Origin of the sequence: Moorena sp. SIO3E8 (assembly GCF_010692445.1) — a bacterium.
In the GTDB taxonomy this organism is placed as follows: domain Bacteria; phylum Cyanobacteriota; class Cyanobacteriia; order Cyanobacteriales; family Coleofasciculaceae; genus Moorena; species Moorena bouillonii.
In genome coordinates this window covers 1-14,021 of record NZ_JAAHHM010000037.1, presented here as the reverse complement: position 1 = coordinate 14,021, position 14,021 = coordinate 1, and the positions used below count along the sequence as shown (strand labels likewise).

11 protein-coding genes are annotated in these 14,021 nt (G+C 43.9%); 7 read left to right on the top strand and 4 right to left on the bottom strand.

Annotation, left to right across the window (positions count from 1 at the left end; genetic code table 11):
- The first annotated feature begins 168 nt into the window (after positions 1–168).
- Complete coding sequence (locus F6K46_RS17465) at positions 169–1,785, top strand: ATP-binding protein (protein ID WP_293058014.1); 1,617 nt, start codon at positions 169–171, stop codon at positions 1,783–1,785.
- 18 nt (positions 1,786–1,803) lie between these two features.
- Here F6K46_RS17465 and ilvN read toward each other — a convergent pair whose 3' ends face one another.
- Positions 1,804–2,322 (bottom strand): acetolactate synthase small subunit, encoded by a 519-nt coding sequence (gene ilvN, locus F6K46_RS17460; protein WP_293058011.1) that lies wholly within the window; start codon positions 2,320–2,322, stop codon positions 1,804–1,806.
- A 345-nt stretch (positions 2,323–2,667) separates the two neighbouring features.
- Here ilvN and F6K46_RS17455 point away from each other — a divergent pair, with 345 nt between their 5' ends.
- Positions 2,668–3,009: a BON domain-containing protein gene (locus F6K46_RS17455; protein ID WP_293058008.1), complete on the top strand. Its 342-nt coding sequence runs from the start codon at positions 2,668–2,670 to the stop codon at positions 3,007–3,009.
- An 18-nt stretch (positions 3,010–3,027) separates the two neighbouring features.
- On the opposite strand, the gene F6K46_RS17450 is transcribed toward F6K46_RS17455, so the two are convergent.
- Complete coding sequence (locus F6K46_RS17450) at positions 3,028–3,939, bottom strand: alpha/beta fold hydrolase (protein WP_293058004.1); 912 nt, start codon at positions 3,937–3,939, stop codon at positions 3,028–3,030.
- A 216-nt stretch (positions 3,940–4,155) separates the two neighbouring features.
- Between F6K46_RS17450 and infC the strand changes: the two genes are divergently transcribed.
- The 4 genes from infC (at position 4,156) to dnaE (ending at position 12,552) form a co-directional block, all read left to right on the top strand.
- A complete protein-coding gene (infC, locus tag F6K46_RS17445) occupies positions 4,156–4,686 on the top strand; it encodes a translation initiation factor IF-3 (protein WP_075901071.1) in 531 nt (176 codons plus the stop codon).
- Between the two features lie 207 nt (positions 4,687–4,893).
- The gene (locus tag F6K46_RS17440) at positions 4,894–7,884 is read left to right on the top strand and encodes an MFS transporter (RefSeq protein ID WP_293057998.1); all 2,991 of its coding nucleotides are present in this window, start codon (positions 4,894–4,896) and stop codon (positions 7,882–7,884) included.
- Between the two features lie 261 nt (positions 7,885–8,145).
- Positions 8,146–8,637: a cyclic nucleotide-binding domain-containing protein gene (locus F6K46_RS17435; protein WP_293023467.1), complete on the top strand. Its 492-nt coding sequence runs from the start codon at positions 8,146–8,148 to the stop codon at positions 8,635–8,637.
- 105 nt (positions 8,638–8,742) lie between these two features.
- Positions 8,743–12,552 (top strand): DNA polymerase III subunit alpha, encoded by a 3,810-nt coding sequence (dnaE, locus tag F6K46_RS17430; protein WP_293057996.1) that lies wholly within the window; start codon positions 8,743–8,745, stop codon positions 12,550–12,552.
- A 166-nt stretch (positions 12,553–12,718) separates the two neighbouring features.
- On the opposite strand, the gene F6K46_RS17425 is transcribed toward dnaE, so the two are convergent.
- Positions 12,719–12,994 (bottom strand): hypothetical protein, encoded by a 276-nt coding sequence (locus F6K46_RS17425; protein ID WP_293057994.1) that lies wholly within the window; start codon positions 12,992–12,994, stop codon positions 12,719–12,721.
- The gene (locus F6K46_RS40160; protein WP_366510711.1) at positions 12,960–13,049 is read right to left on the bottom strand and encodes a hypothetical protein; all 90 of its coding nucleotides are present in this window, start codon (positions 13,047–13,049) and stop codon (positions 12,960–12,962) included. The genes F6K46_RS17425 and F6K46_RS40160 overlap by 35 nt, the downstream gene beginning before the upstream one ends.
- A 195-nt stretch (positions 13,050–13,244) precedes the next feature.
- Between F6K46_RS40160 and F6K46_RS17420 the strand changes: the two genes are divergently transcribed.
- Positions 13,245–13,826, top strand: coding sequence for a DUF1997 domain-containing protein (locus F6K46_RS17420; RefSeq protein ID WP_293057992.1), 582 nt, complete (start codon positions 13,245–13,247; stop codon positions 13,824–13,826).
- Positions 13,827–14,021 lie beyond the last annotated feature (195 nt).

Below are 14,021 nucleotides of genomic sequence, written 5' to 3'. Positions count from 1 at the left end.
TGTTTAAATTCGGAGCAGTTTAGTTAATATTTTTTTAAAAAACCGCTCAGGGATGGCACAATTCCCCAACAGCAAATACTATAGTCTGTAGCGGAAACCCATCCTTCAACAGGCAGCTAAAATGCTCAATAGTCATGGTCGTGAGGGAAAAAGGTGAGGCAACAATCTATGTTAATCAGTCGCAGAACTTTACCCCCTAGCTCTTGCAAGGGGGTCAAACCTAATCCAACGGTTCACAAAAACTTCACCAAGTGGAAAACTAGTTGGCAACCTACCAATCAGACACTAGCTGAGCCAATAATTGACCGTAAAAGAGTGGAAGAATCTCTCTTAGCAGTCCAACAGAGATATCGGTCTCTATTTGAAAACTCGACTGATGGTATCTTTAAAATTACCCCTGATGGTTACTATATAGCCTGCAACCCATCACTAGCCAGACTATATGGCTATGAATCACCTAACCAATTCCTCAGTCATGTAACTGGTGTTGGGGAGTACCTTCACAAAGATCCCCAGCGACGCTATCAATTCCTTGAGCTGCTGCACTCAAAGGGTTTTGTAGAGGAATTTGAATCCCAGGTCTCTCGCCAAGACGGCACCCTAATGTGGATTTGCGAAAGTGCTTGGGCAGTGCGTGATGCTACTGGTTACATTCTATACTACGAAGGTTTTGTAAAAGATATTACTAAACAAAAATTAACTGAAGCAGCTTTACAAGCAGCACAAGCAAAATTAGAAGCCCAAAGCCAGGAACTGGAGAATGTCTTAAAGAAGCTGCAACTGGCTCAAGAGCAGTTAAAGCAAAGTGAAACAATGTCCACCTTAGGACAGTTATGCGCTGGTGTTGTTCACGAAATCAACAATCCACTTAACTTTATCTGTGGAAATGTGACTCCAGCAAGGGACTATAGCGAAGATTTATTAAGACTGTTGGGATTATATGTCAAACACTATCCCCAGCCTGTAGCCGAAATTCAACAGTACGCCGATGCAATTGACCTAGATTTCCTAATCCAAGATTTTCCCAAAGCCCTATCATCCATGGGATTAGGTGCAGAACGCTTGCAACAGATTGTGCAGTCAGTGCGCCACTTTTCCCGACAGCAGACCGATGAAAAGCAGCGCGTGAATATTCATCAAGGGATTGATAGTACTCTGACTATCCTCCATAATCGCTTAAAGCCCAAAGGAAACAATCCCGGGATTACCGTGACCAAGGACTATGGAAAACTCCCTTTAGTGGAGTGCTACTCTGGTCCAATCAACCAAGTGTTGATGAACCTGCTGTGCAATGCCATTGATGCTCTAGAAGAGGCACAGGTTAATAGGTTCTTTGTTAGAGGTTCTTCACCTGTTCAGGTAGACAGGTTTAAGGTTCGAGTTTCCCCTCAGTCTTCTGATTCCCCGCAAGGTGTAAATCAAAAGACACCAGCACTGCCTAATATCACCATTCGGACAGAATTTATAGGCAGCAATGGTGATCTTGGGGACAGTTCTGGTGGACAGGTCGTGATCAGAATCATCGATAATGGTCCGGGAATGACAGAAGAGGTTAAACAGAAGATATTTGAACCATTCTTCACCACCAAATCAATCGACAAGGGAACTGGCTTAGGGCTAGATATCTGCCGGAAAATCGTTGTTGAACAGCATGGCGGTCAAATCCTATGTACCTCTAATCCCGGTAAGGGAACAGAATTTGCGATCGCAATTCCTGTAGGTTCATATCATAAAGGCTTGCAGGCAAAAGAGACGAACCAATCACCAATGACTAACGACCAATGACTAATGACTAATGACTAATTAAACTTTTGCCTCCAAAGACTTGAGATATTCAGTATTGACTCCCGATTCTCGGGTTAGGGCGATTTTGCCAGTCCGGGCAATTTCGCGGATACCAAACTTATTCAGCATTTGGGTCAGTGCTACCATTTTACCTGGGTCTCCCACAACTTCTAGAGTTAGTGACTCCTCAGATGTATCTACGACATGGGCACGAAACACCTGGGCTAATTCAATAATCTCCGAGCGGGTGGAACTAGTAGTGTTAACCTTGAGCAGCATTAACTCCCTTTCGACACAGGGAATTGTGGTAATATCTTGTACTTTGAGGACATTAATTAGCTTATAGAGTTGCTTAGTCAGCTGCTCAATGCTGCTGTCATCTCCAGGTACTACCATCGTAATTCGAGATATACCAACCTGCTCAGTTGGTCCAACGGCAAGACTTTCGATATTGAAGCCTCTACGGGCAAATAAACCAGCAATGCGAGTTAGAACACCGGCTTCATCTTCAACTAAAACGGAAAGGGTATGTTTCATAGTTTGACTTGGGAGTTGACTTGGGAGTGGTGGGGGCGTGTGCTGCCTAAATTGCTATCAACGTGATTTCTTGGTGAGACTGTTGAGTGGTTAAGTGTTGACTAGCCCCTTTTTTAAGGGGGGATAAGGGATGAGCAACGGTTAACTGTTAAGTTTTTTGAAGCTAAGCGTCAACGGTCAACGGTAAACCAACTACCATTTTATCCAGGTTTTGAGTAACCAAGAACTCTAGTAACAGTGTGCTGTATCTAAAGATATATTTTTTCTAAAACTAGGCAGTTAATTGCGAAATTCCTCGGTAAGATAAAAATCGGTAAAAACTGATTGGAGTGAAACCAAAGATTTATGGGTTTTTTAAAGCGGATTTTTGGATTTGGAAGCCCAGACGAAGCTGCCGTAGCTAGTACCCCTTCACCAGATGCACCAGCAGGAGATGACATTCCCCCAGAACGACTGGGGTTAAATGGAGAATACGACCAAAGCGGCCTTGCCAAGCGAGTTGTTTGGGCTTTTGACCAAGACAACGACCTGGATGACGAGGAGAGGCTCTGGGTTGCTCAAACTGGCGGTAAAGTTGTGCTGAAAGGAGAAGTAGCTAGCCAGGAGGTTCTAGATAAGATGGTTGATGTTGCCTCAGGTGTAGATGGTTGCACGGAGGTTGACACTGATCAAGTGAGCGTCGGCTAATACCAATTGTGGGGATAATCAAACCTTAGCTCCCAGCCACTCTAACAGGATCAGATTCACCTGTTCCGGACATTCATCGTGGGGACAGTGACCAGCATGATCTAACTCCAATAGCTCTAAATTAGGATTGAGTTTAACAAACTTGCGAGCTAAGATGGGGGGAATCATTCGGTCTTTTAGTCCCCACATCAATAGCATAGGAATATCTAATGTAGGTAATAGGGATTTGACCGGTAGACTAAAGTTAGGAGCGGTCATCCCTCTCAAAAGTCTACTAAAGGTTGCCGCAGCTCCAGGATCGGTGGCAGGGACACTCAGAATTTCTACTAAATCATCTGTAACTGCCTCTGGATTAGCATAAGCTAACCCTGCCCACTTACGAACAACCGTTGGACGTCGTACTACGTAAAATAGGGCTTTGAGTAGCACTGGTGATGCCACTAGATTCTCAACTGTTGAGACTATCGGTCCGAGCCAACTAGGAATGGCTTCTTCTCGGGCTTGGAAATCTGGTAAATTAATCATCACCAGACCTTTAACCATCTCTGGATGGGTTGCTGCTGCTCCTAGACCAACTAGGGAACCAATGGAGTTACCTACTAACACTACGGGTTTTTGGATAAATGTTTGCCAAAATTCATAAACCTGAGCTACCCAAAGGTCAATGGTGTAGTCAACCGCAGCTTTCCGGGATGCCCCAAAACCCAGCAGATCTAAAGCATAAACGGTATGATGTTGACCGATTACGTCTAGGTTATTACGCCAATGCCCTACCGAAGCACCAAACCCATGAAGCAGAATAACTGGTGTTGTCGGCTGGACAGTTAGGGGTTGGGGTGGGCGAAAATAGGTATAACGGATCGGCCAACCCCGCCAGACCCAATCCCTTTGACTACCAACTCGTTGCTGCCAATGCAAAGATTTGGTCACAACCTGCCTCAACTTCAAAAATATTTACAAAGCTTCTTGAGTCCATTATGCCTTCCCTATCAGGCAAAGGAGTAAGTTATAACTATTCCATCGGCCTTGGTTTGGAAAGTTAAGTTAATAATTTGAACAGAAACAAGAAAGGAATTAGTAAAATGGCAAGTGTATGTAGTAAGTCGATTTTTTGATTAATCCACTTAAGAAAATAAACAAACGCCTGTGAGTGATAATAGAAGACGCCAACGCGATCTACCCCAAATTAACGAAAGAATTAGGTTTCCCAAGATTAGAGCCATTGATACCGATGGGGCACAGCTGGGTATAATCACACCTCAAGATGCCCTGCGGATTGCTGAGGAAAAGGAGTTAGATCTTGTCCTGGTTAGTGACAAGGCAGATCCGCCAGTTTGTCGCATCATGGACTATGGCAAGTACAAATTTGAACAAGAGAAGAAAGCCCGTGAAGCCAAGAAGAAGCAGCACACGGCTGATGTCAAAGAAGTGAAGATGCGCTACAAAATAGAAGACCATGACTACAATGTGCGGGTCAATCAAGCGGAGCGCTTCCTCAAATCTGGCGATAAAGTCAAAGCTACCATTACCTTCCGAGGTCGGGAAATCCAACACAGTAATTTAGCTATGGCACTACTCGAGCGCATGGCTAATGATTTACAAGAATTGGCAGAAGTCCAGCAAGCACCTAAGCGGGAAGGTCGCAACATGATGATGTTACTCTCCCCCAAAAAATAGTGGTTATAGTGATTGGTCATCAGTCATTGGTCATTGGTCATTAGTCATTGGTCATTAGTCATTGGTCATTAGTCATTGGTCATTAGTCATTGGTAACCACATGCCCAGGTGCCTGGAATTGGGATCTGAATACCCATGCACGGAGCAAGCAGCTTAAAATACCAAGGACTAGTGACTTAGGACTAGTGACGAAGGACGAAGGACTCTATGAAATTGCCATCTCCGACTCGCCTGAAGGGTGACTGGGTTAGAACAATCCTAGAGTGGGTGAATCTTCGCCCAGAAGAAGGCGAGCGGACATTGTTGATGTTCGCCTTCCATACCACCACTTCCATTGGACTGCTTTGGTTAGAGTACAGTGCCATTGCCTTGTTTCTAGAGAAATATGGCGCGAAGTGGTTACCGGTGATTTATATTGCTAGTTCCGTGATCTGCTCTGGGTTGGGAGTATTATACTCCTGGTTGCAGAGCATTTTACCCCTGAGGTCAGTCTTGGTAGCGATCGCAATCCTAGCTGCCTTACCCTTGTTAGTGTTCCGCCTAGGCTTGGAGATTGAGTATGGCTATATTACTGTAGTCACTATCTTTCTATTGCGATTGTGGATGGATGCGGTGTACATCCTCAATGACCTTAATTCCCAGGTAGCGGCTAATCAATTATTCAACATTCGGGAAATTAAGCGTACTTATCCCCTCATCTCCAGTGGACTTTTGGTAGCTGATGTCCTCTCTGGCTTCTCATTACCTCTATTATTGCTGTTAGTGGGACTCAACAATGTGGTGGCTTTTGGGTCTGGCATGATGCTCCTCGGAGCACTGATCTTGGTTTATCTATGTCAGCACTACCAGCAAGCCTTTCCTAACTCCCCAGCACGACAGTGGGAAGAAATGGAGCCAGACTTTGCTGTGCGTCAGCCGAGTGAATCCCTCAGACGCTATGTCATCCCTTTATTTGCGTTTTTTATCTTAGGGGAAGCCCTGTATCTCCTAATTGAATTTCAGTATATGGGTCAATTGGAGCAAACCCTGGATAGTTCAGCAATTGCTGGTTTTCTGGGTCTATTCAGTGGTACGTTGGGACTTTTTGAATTGGTGACCCAATGGTTTATCTCTAGTCGGGTGATTGATCGCTTTGGTCTTTTTCTAAGCGCTATGGTATTACCTGGTGCTTTATCTGTGATTGGCTTAGTGACCCTAGCTAAGATGGCAAGTTGGCTAAAGTTTGATATTGGGTTGCCTAGCTGGATAACAGGGCTATTTATTGGTGTAGTCTTACTCCGATTCGTAGATGAACTATTGCGCTTTACTTTAATTGCTAGTGTTGAACCGGTACTTTTCCAAGCCTTACCGTCAGGGTTACGCTCTGTGGTTCAAACTACTGTGCAAGGGATTGCCAAACCCATGACTACTGGCATTACTGGTCTTGGGATTTTAGCTACCATTGGGCTGCTGGATTGGGCTTTCCCCAATTTTGAGCCATTGCGGCATTGGGTGTTTATTCTAATGGTAGTGATTTTTGCCCTATTATGGCTGCTGAGTACCTGGTTGATGCGGGCTAATTATGGTTCATTGCTGCTGATCAATGCTGAGCAAGGACGTTTGGGTTCTGCCAATACCAATTTGCTGGATACTAAGACCGTCTTTGAGGAAGCGGTAAAGCGACTGAAAACTGAGCCGAAGAACCGCTCTGCTTACATTCAACTGTTGTATCAAATGGCTCCGGAAAAAGCGAGTAAGGTTCTTTCTCCCTTGCTGGGAGAAATGTCTACAGATTTGCAGCGCCAGAGTTTAGAGGTGATGTTGCCCTATCCCAACCCAGATTGTCTAAAAGATGTGTCTGGGTTGATTGATCAAAGACCACCAGTAGAAGTCCTGGCCTTAGCATTGCGCTATCTTTGGCTGGCTCAGGAAGACCTGAATATTCGGACAATTAAGCCTTATCTACAACCGGCTGTTGACCCAACCGTAAGAGCTACAGCAGCTGCTTTAATTATGGGTCGGGGTACACCAAAAGAGAAGTTTGACGCCGTCAAAACCCTGCGGCGGATGCTCACCTCAAAAAAAGAGCAAGAACGGTTAATGGGTACCCGAGCTTTGGCAGAGATGGATTACTTGGAATCCTTGGTGGTTTATATTGATGACCTGTTAAGGGATAAGTCATTAAAGGTACGCTGTGCTTGTTTAGAGGTGATTGCTGCTAAACGATTTGAAAAGTACTATCCGTCTTTAGTCAAGGCACTCTACTACACCTCTACCCGCAATGCTGCTCGTATGGCGTTGGTCAAGCAAGGGGATGAAGCCATTCCTTTATTGAGGGTTTTGTCTGAAGATATTCACAAGCCAGACTTAGTAAGGCGGCAAGCTTGGATGGCTCTCGGTGAGATTGGCAGACTCCACGCCCTAACTGAAAAGGGTACTCCTGAAGCTATGAAGCATTTGGTGCAACAGTTGATGAGTAGTTGGGGGACAACCCGTCGTAATATTCTCACGATCCTGCTCAAGATTCCAGGGGAAGTTGGGATTGAAGCGGTGATGAACCAGTTAGGGCGTAGTGGCATAGAAACTTTAATTGAGCAAGAATTGATGTTTTTGGGTCAAATTTATGGCGCACTGCTGGATTTGACCTCAAAGAAAATAGCTGGACTGGAGGCAGATTTGCTGCGGCAGGGGCTTAATGATCTTCAACAAGATCTTGTAGAGGTGTGTTTCTTACTGATGAAGTTTCTTTATCCATCGAGTGCCATCAAAGCAGCTGAGTTTAATCTAGCATCCCATTCTCGGTCAAACATTGCCCTAGGGCTAGAAATTTTGGATAATACCCTAGATATTCCTAATAAGAAAGCATTTTTGTCAATTTTAGACCGGCGTTCTCTGAAAGAAAAATTAGCTGCCCTAGTGGATTTAGTGCCTTATAAACCCATGGGTGTAAGCGATCGCTTACGCCGGTTAATCGAGTTACGACATTTTCTGTCAGATTGGCCCCTAGCCTGTTGTTTTCATGTGGCCAGAGCAGCACGCTGTTCCCTAGCACCAGCAGCGGCTCTGAGTTGCCTACGTCATCCTACCGGTTTTGTGCGGGAAGCAGTTGTGGCTTATCTCAAAGAGATGTCACCTCGTGCTTGTGCAGAGTTGTTGCCAGTGCTTAGGAATGACCCAGACCCCTTGGTAGCTGCTCAAGCACAAGAGATTATCGGATAGTTTGATCGGATAGTTCCCTATTGTTTGTACACTTTGCTGGCATCGTCTCTAATGTCTGATGGCAGTGGACAGTAGAGCATCACGTTAAATAAGGTCTGAAATTACTACAGTACAGTGGTTGAATCTTAATTTCACCCCTTAATACCACCTCATGGTCTAGTCAGCCATTAACTATAAACAATTATCTCTATGGGTTAAACTTGTATTTTACTACAGCACGGCTATTCGCTAGCAGCCAACCGCTAACCTAACCGCTAACCAATGTTATCTAGCATTGATCGTTTAATTTTTATCAGGGGTGTCCCAATTTTTCACGAATTGCGGGACGATTTTCTGATGCGACTAGCCTCTGTGATGGACGAGCTAGACTTTCCTTCTAACCATACCATCTTTGCTCAAGGGGAAGAGGGTAGGGAACTTTATATTGTAGTCTCAGGTTTGGTAAGAGTTCACATTGGTGAGCGGAATTTGGCACAGTTCAAGCAAGGAGCCTGCTTTGGGGAGATGTCCTTGTTTGATGCAGAACCTCGTTCCGCTTCTGTGACCACCATCGAACCTTGCCATTGTTTGATGTTGACACAGCTACAACTCTATGATGCCATTGATGAGACACCAGAATTTGCAATTAAGATTATTCGTATGCTGTCCCGCCGTATTCGCGAACTTAACCGAAATTTGAATGCTGATCAGGTTAAAAAAGCACCATCGGATTTGAGAAGGGTTGGAAGTCGTTTAACTGATTTCCGTGCTTAAGATAAGTCTAGTTTTTTGGTACTAGTTTTTTGGTACTAGACCTGGCTCGTAAGTCCGTTAATCATTCAAATAATCAGCAACATCGGTTTATAATTAACAGTAACTATGTCTTTTGTTGGTCTACACATTCACAGTGATTATAGCCTACTGGATGGAGCATCTCAGCTACCAGCACTGGTGGATCGAGCTGTTGAGTTGGGAATGCCTGCGATCGCACTGACAGATCATGGTGTGATGTACGGTGCTATTGAACTGATTAAAGTTTGCCTAAAAAAGGGCATTAAGCCGATAATCGGTAACGAAATGTATGTGATTAATGGGGATATTGAGGTCAAGAAGCGTTACCGAAAATATCATCAAGTAGTCTTAGCTAAAGATACCCAAGGCTACAAAAATTTAGTAAAACTAACAACTAGTTCTAACCTGAAAGGGATGCAAGGAAAAGGAATTTTTGCTCGTCCCTGTATTAATAAAGAATTACTGGAGCAATATCACGAAGGGTTAATTGTAACCAGTGCTTGTTTGGGGGGTGAAGTTCCCCAAGCTATCCTAAAAGGTGACTTCGATCAAGCCCGTCAAGTAGCTAAGTGGTACCAAGAGGTTTTTGGGGATGATTACTATTTAGAGATTCAAGACCACGGCTCTGTAGAAGACCGAGTGGTTAATGTTGCTATTGTCAAGATTGCCAGTGAATTAGGTATTAAAATTATTGCGACTAATGACTCCCACTTTATATCCTGCTATGACGTAGAAGCTCATGATGCTTTGCTGTGTATTCAAACCGCTAAACTGGTTACGGAAGAGAAACGGATGCGCTATAGTGGCACGGAGTATCTCAAGTCAGCAGAGGAAATGAAACGGCTGTTTCGAGATCATTTACCGTCCCAGGTGATAGAGGATGCGATCGCAAATACCTTAGAAGTGGCAGATAAAGTCAAACACTACAATATTCTGGGAGAGCCTCGCATCCCAGACTACAAGGTATCCAAGGATTATACCCCTGACACCTATTTAGAAGAAATTACCTGGAACGGACTGATGAAGCGGCTAAAGTGTCGCTCTCGTAGTGAAATTGATCCAGTGTATAAAGCACGGCTGGAGTATGAGTTGAAAATGCTCCAGCAGATGGGATTCTCTACCTACTTTTTAGTGGTTTGGGACTACATCAAATATGCCAGAGACAATGATATTCCCGTTGGTCCGGGTCGTGGTTCAGCAGCAGGTTCGCTAGTGGCTTATGTCCTAGAAATTACCAACATTGACCCCGTACATCATGGGCTACTGTTCGAGCGGTTTCTCAATCCAGAGCGGAAATCAATGCCAGATATTGACACAGATTTCTGCATTGAAAGACGGGATGAGGTGATTAAATATGTCACCGATCTATATGGTGAAGACCGAGTAGCCCAGATTATTACATTTAACCGCATGACCTCTAAAGCGGTATTAAAAGATGTAGCGAGAGTGTTAGGAATTTCTTACCAAGACTCTAATCGTATGGCTAAGATGATTCCAGTGGCGCGAGGTAAGCCAACCAAACTCTCAGTGATGATTTCTGATCAGACACCAACACCAGAGTTTAAAGAGGCTTACGATCAAGACCCGGAAGTTCATCGCTGGGTGGATATGGCGATTCGGATAGAAGGGACAAATAAAACTTTTGGTGTCCATGCTGCTGGTGTGGTTATTTCAGCAGATCCGTTAGATGAAATTGTGCCATTACAACTGAATAATGATGGTGCAGTGATTACCCAGTATTATATGGAAGACCTGGAAGCTCTGGGACTCCTGAAAATGGATTTTTTAGGACTAAAGAACTTAACCACTATTCAGAAAACCAAAGAGTTAGTTGAAAAGACTCAAAATCTTAAACTCGATTTAGATCAGATTCCCCTAGATGAAATTAAAGCTAAGAAAATTTTAGACAAGGGTGAACAGAAGAAAAAACCCCTAGATATTCAAAAAACTTATGAGCTCCTAGAGAAAGGCCAGTTAGAAGGAGTATTCCAATTAGAATCTTCTGGAATGCGTCAGGTGGTGCGAGACCTGAAACCTGACAGTATTGAAGATATTTCTTCAATTCTAGCTCTTTATCGCCCTGGTCCTCTGGATGCTGGTCTGATTCCTCAGTTTATTAATCGTAAACATGGTCGAGAAAAAGTAGAGTATCAACATCCTCTATTAGAGCCTATTTTAAAGGAGACTTATGGAATTTTATGTTTACCGAAAGGTACGTTAATTGATCAACCCGATGGTTCTTATGTGCCCATTGAAGAAATTAAATCTGGCGACGTAGTATTAACTTCTGATGGTAAACGAGTTTGGCCAGCAAGGGTAGCTAAGCAATGGCGCAGTGGTGTTAAAGATATCCTGAAAATTACCCTATCTAGTGGTACAGTTATCTATTCCAGTAAAAACCATCGCTTTTTAACACCAGATGGAGACAAATTTGCCTATGAGCTGAAACCAGTAAACCCGGTCGTTAAGAATGCTAATGGTTTGGCTTCTCAAGTTTATGAAAAATATCCCGAAGCCAGCAACAGTAAAAAATTGTGGCCAAATGATGCTCACTTGGGTTTAGTAACTACAACGCTAGTCAAACAGTCATCTCCACAGGCAACGCTAGCCAGACCGAAAGAGTCACATTACAAGACTTGGGATGTTCGGATAGTTTATGTTACTGCTGTTGAAGAGAGTGGGCAAGAAGAGTGTTTTGATCTACAAATGGAGGAACAATCTTCCCCATACTTTCTGGCTCATGGGGTAGTCGTTCATAACTGCTTTCAGGAAAGCATCATGCGGATGGCCCAGGATTTGGCCGGTTATTCTCTAGGTCAAGCGGATTTACTGAGGCGGTGTTTGAGTGGATCAACTGAGATCGTGGATCCAGCAACCGGTCGTTTAGTTTCCCTGAGGGAGATTGCTTCTAAATCTAGTTACTGGTTGGGACGAAAGGTTTTTTCCCTGGATTTAAAGACCCAAAAAATTACCCAACGACCAATTATCGAAATTCATCCTAATGGGATTCGTGATGTTTGGGAGATTACTACCAAAACTAACCGCAACATTCGCGCCACGGATGATCATCTTTTCTACACCACTCTAGGATGGAAGCCTCTGAAAGAGTTTACCATAGGAAGTCCGATCGGTTTAGCTAAAGCATTACCAATTCGCTACAGTCGTGAACTATCGAATAGTAAAGGTAAGCTAACTGATAATATCATTAGACTTCTTTCAGAAGTTGGGAACAGGGAACGGGGAACAGGGAACAGTGGACAGGAATTAACGAAAACAGTTGCGACTCCGAGTTTAGCACGTCACCAAGGCATTGCTGACTCAGATATTTTATGGGATGAGATTGTTGAACTGAAGTATCTTGGCCAAGAGGAGGTTTTTGATTTAAGTATTGCTGAAACTCATAACTTTATTGCCAATGACTTTATTGCTCACAATTGTATGGGTAAGAAGAAAGTGGCTGAGATGCAGAAGCATCGGGAGATTTTTATTGATGGTTCAACCAAAAATGGCGTGACTCAAGACATAGCTGAAGAGTTATTTGACCAAATGATTAAATTTGCCGAATATTGTCTCAGCTATGATACCAAAATTATCACAGTAGAGTATGGTCCGATGGCCATTGGTGAGATTGTCGAGAAAGGTATCCCATGTACTGTCTATAGCGTTGATAGTAATGGCTATGTGTATACCCAACCTATTGCTCAGTGGCATAACCGGGGAGAGCAAGAGGTGTTTGAATATATTCTCGAAGATGGCTCAGTGATTCGAGCCACAAAAGATCATAAATTTATGACGATTGATGGTCAAATGCTGGCAATTGATCAGATATTTGAGGGAGGATTGGAGTTGAAACAGTTAGGGGAGTTGCCTTTAGGGTTAGTTGAGAAAGTTAGTTAATGTTTATGTAGTTTTGTGTAAGCATTCAGCTTATGCGCATTGCGCATTGGCGCACGCTACGCGAACGGCGCACCCTAGGCGAACGCGAACAGCCTGCATAGGTAAGCATTCGTTTAATCTCTATTACAGAAAGCTGATGGCTGATAGCTGAATGCTTGCATAACTACTAACTTTTAATACTTAAAATCACATCGTTACCGCCACCACCAAGAATATCATCACCATCTCCGCCATCTAGATAATTCTTACCTTCTGTTACAGGGAAAGCAGAAATTCCAATGGCGATAATATTACTATTAGGGTTGATAGTAATAGCCAATTCTCCGTAAAGGCTATCATCGCCACTACCACCAATTAGTCTATCATCTCCACGCTCACCAGCGATCGCATCATTACCTGCGTTGCCGTTAAGAAAATCGTTGCCATTTTTTTTTCCCGTCAATTACATCATTACCATCCCCACCGTTGAGGGTATCGTTACCATCCCCACCGGTCAGAGTATCAGTAACCGTTGAGGGAATCGTGGAAGCAGAAAAAGACGATTAAAAATCGATAGAAAAATCTCTAGAAAACAAAAAAAAGTATTCTCTGGGGTAGCATACTCCGGTAAAATGAAAAGTATAATACCAAAACTGAAGAATTGTAAACTAATATTAAGTAAAGCCATACATCGATTGAGTGTTTTTTCCTCTATGACCACCCAGTTTTTTGCTTCCCAGTGTGTGGAAATGACTGTGCCACAGGAATCTGTGCCGATTCAGCACTACTTGCGTCAGCCGGAACGGATAGTTTATGCGATCGCAGACCTGAATCGCATCCAACAACTGACTCAGAAGCGTTTTCGCCTGAAAATGAATCCATTACACTTTATGTCCTTGACATTTCAGCCCACGGTAGATCTAGAAGTGTGGGCGGAATCTGACGCTACCGTTCATCTGAGGTCTGTCGGTTGTAAAATTCTGGGATTGGACTACATAAATCAACGCTTTGCCCTAGAATTAACCGGAAAACTGCATCCTTGGGAAGATCAGGGAGTGACTAAGCTCACCGGCAGAGCGGATTTAACTGTCAAGGTTGATGTGCCCTTACCTTTTTCCCTTACTCCCAAGCCAATCTTAGAAACCACTGGCAATGGTTTGCTCAAAAGCGTTTTGCTCAGGATTAAGCAAACATTGATGAACCAGCTGTTATTGGATTATCGTCAATGGGCTCGCAATGGCACCCAAACCAATATTTATACTCAGCACCAACCACCAGGAGCTCCCGCCATCTGATCTAGCAATCGCTGTGGGAGTGGTGAGGGTGGGGAGATGGGAAGATGGGGAGATGGGGAGATGGGGAGTGTGGGGAGATGGGGAGATGGGGAGGTGGGGAGATGGGGAGATGGGGAGATGGGGAGATGGGGAGATGGGGAGTTTCTCGGTAATTTTTGCCTATTGCCTATTGCCTAATGCCTTTCAGGTCGGAGG